The 2,305-nt window shown below is 49.5% G+C and carries 3 protein-coding genes (1 of these 3 cut by a window edge); 2 read left to right on the top strand and 1 reads right to left on the bottom strand.

Translation table 11 applies throughout. From position 1 onward, the window contains the following. Nucleotides 1–34: 34 nt before the first annotated feature. Nucleotides 35–1,471, bottom strand: coding sequence for an alanine/glycine:cation symporter family protein (locus QVO97_RS01830; protein ID WP_022358716.1), 1,437 nt, complete (start codon nt 1,469–1,471; stop codon nt 35–37). 107 nt (nt 1,472–1,578) lie between these two features. On the opposite strand from QVO97_RS01830, the gene QVO97_RS01825 reads away from it, so the two are divergent. Both QVO97_RS01825 and QVO97_RS01820 read left to right on the top strand, forming a co-directional pair. Next, the gene (locus QVO97_RS01825; RefSeq protein ID WP_022358715.1) at nt 1,579–1,812 is read left to right on the top strand and encodes a hypothetical protein; all 234 of its coding nucleotides are present in this window, start codon (nt 1,579–1,581) and stop codon (nt 1,810–1,812) included. A 326-nt stretch (nt 1,813–2,138) separates the two neighbouring features. Then, nucleotides 2,139–2,305, top strand: partial view of a cobalt-precorrin-5B (C(1))-methyltransferase gene (locus QVO97_RS01820; protein ID WP_022358714.1) — the 5' portion only. It continues 61 nt past the right edge of the window; the window shows 167 of its 228 coding nt (coding positions 1–167); it begins with the start codon at nt 2,139–2,141; the stop codon falls past the right edge of the window.

Raw genomic sequence — 2,305 nt, 5'->3', positions numbered from 1 at the left:
TTTCACACGCCCTTTTTATTTCGAAATAAAGTGGCTATGATTTCTTATATTTTGCCTCATAATCACGCAGGCTTACAAGCGCTTCTTTCGACATCGGAATCAGCGCGATCAGGTTGAAGACGGTCATCAGACCGACACCGACATCACCGAGATCCCAGACAAAGGTGTAGGCGGTCAGTCCGCCGACAAACATCATGATCAGGGCGAGAATCTTGTACGCCGTCTGGGCGGCCCAGGTGTCTCCGAAGAGGTAGCTCACATTGGAGCGGGCATAGAAGAGGATGCCGATGAAGGTCGTGAAGCTGAACAGCCACAGGATTACGGCTATGAAAATGACGCCTAATTCCCCGAAATGCCAGCTCATTGCTGCCTGCAGCAGATCCATGCCCTCCAGACCGGAGATTTTATCAGCCGGGACCAGCAGCATGATCATGGCTGTGCAGGTGCAGAGAAGCGTGTCGATGAAAACGCCCATCGCCTGCATCAGTCCGACTTTGGCAGGATGGGAGGTTTCTGCCGTCGCTGCCGCACACGGGGCGGAACCGCTTCCTGCTTCATTGGAGAAAAGTCCCCGTTTGACACCGTTCATCAATACGGCGCCGAAGCCGCCTGCGATTGCCTGGCGCAGACCGAGTGCTTCCTCAAAAACGCGGGCAAAAACGCCTGGAAGCTGGCGGAAGTTCACGATAATTAAAAACAGGGTCAGGATAATGTAAATGCCTGCCATGATTGGAACCAGCAGATCCAGAACCCTGACGGAGGCATTTTTCCGAAGAATGATGACTGCCGCAAGGAGAACTAAAAACAGGCATGAGTAGATCGGCGGGATGCCGAATGCATTCTTAAAAGAAGAGGTCACGGAATTACTGATGACCTGGCTGATACCGCACCAGCAGATCAGACCGGAGAGCGCAAACAGTACGGAGAGAAGATTTTTCTTCGAAACCGGCGTTCCCTGTTTCTGGCGTTTGCTGTTGATCCAGTCGTGAATGTAGTAAGCAGGACCGCCGCGGTAACCGCCGTAGAGCGGATCCGGCTGTTTGTGAAGCTGGGCTAAGGTCGCCTCGATGAAAGCGGTTGCCGAACCGAGCAGCGCGGTTACCCACATCCAGAACAACGCACCAGCGCCTCCGGCGGAGAGAGCGGCAACGATACCGACAAGATTTCCCATACCAACGCGGGTCGCAGTTGACACGATCAGTGCCTGGAGTGCGGAGAGGGAGCCGCCTTTGTGTCCGGTTTCGGCCTTTTCCAGTAGCGCGCGCAGCATATCCGGAAGCATCCGGATCTGCAGGAACCGCGTCCGGATAGTACAGAAGATACCGGTCGGGACGAGCAGAAGAACCAGAAGCGGCAGGTTGATGGTTGTTCCGCCAGGAAGCGGCAGATGAATCCAGTCACCCCAGAGGAAATAGTAGGTTTTTTCGATTAAATTGATAATTGTGTTCATGTTTTCACCCCAAAATTTCATATAGTAAAGGTGCGCCCGCAGGTGCTTGACGCTTGATTGAAAGATAGTTATAATGAGTGGCAGGGAGTTTTCAGACTCTCAGTATCATAAGGAAAAGGAGAATTCATATGCAGTACGCAATTGCACATTTAGATCCGAATGAGGACAATCCTTCCATGGAAGAGAATCCATGCATTAATGTTGATTTTGAAAACGAAGAGGAATCATGTCTGGAAGCTGCAACCATGATGATGGATGAAGGCTACAAGATGGTAACTCCATTTTTCATTGAGGACGGCGGCAAAGCGGGCACATACTCCTGGGAGTATGTCAATGCCCATCTGGTTGTCCGTACCAAATAATGTTTCACGTTGTTGTTTAAAACTGTATTGTTTTAAAGTGTGTGAGACTTAAAATGCCGGAAAGAGAAGATCTTTCCGGTTTTTTATATTATTTACATGTTAGCTGTCCTTGCACGTTTATAATAACTATTTCTTGAATATGTAATTAAATCTACTTATTTATATTCCGTATTGTACCGCACAGTTGAGGAAAGTGCAAGGGGAAAATGAGGGATTGTTACTGGAATTTTAAATAAAGATAAATAGTAATAAGTTGAAAGTCGGGTGTAAATCTCCTATAATGGACAGAAGAATCTTCAGGCAGAAAATGGAATACAGGGAGGCAGATGGAGACGGAAAAGAAACAGACAGATGAAAAAAAGGAACTTCGAACCGGATTTACGACCGGAACCTGCGCGGCGGCGTGTACGCGGGCGGCGGTGTTGTTTCTCTGCACAGGGGAAGCACCTGCGGCGGCAGAGACAGTGACACCTTCCGGCGTCCGGGCGATTCT

It is taken from the genome of Clostridium sp. CAG:43, from assembly GCF_000434655.1.
GTDB classification, from domain to species: Bacteria; Bacillota; Clostridia; order Lachnospirales; family Lachnospiraceae; genus Otoolea; species Otoolea fessa.
The sequence above is the reverse complement of the archived record's forward strand: the minus strand, read 5'-3'. Positions and strand labels throughout refer to the sequence as shown.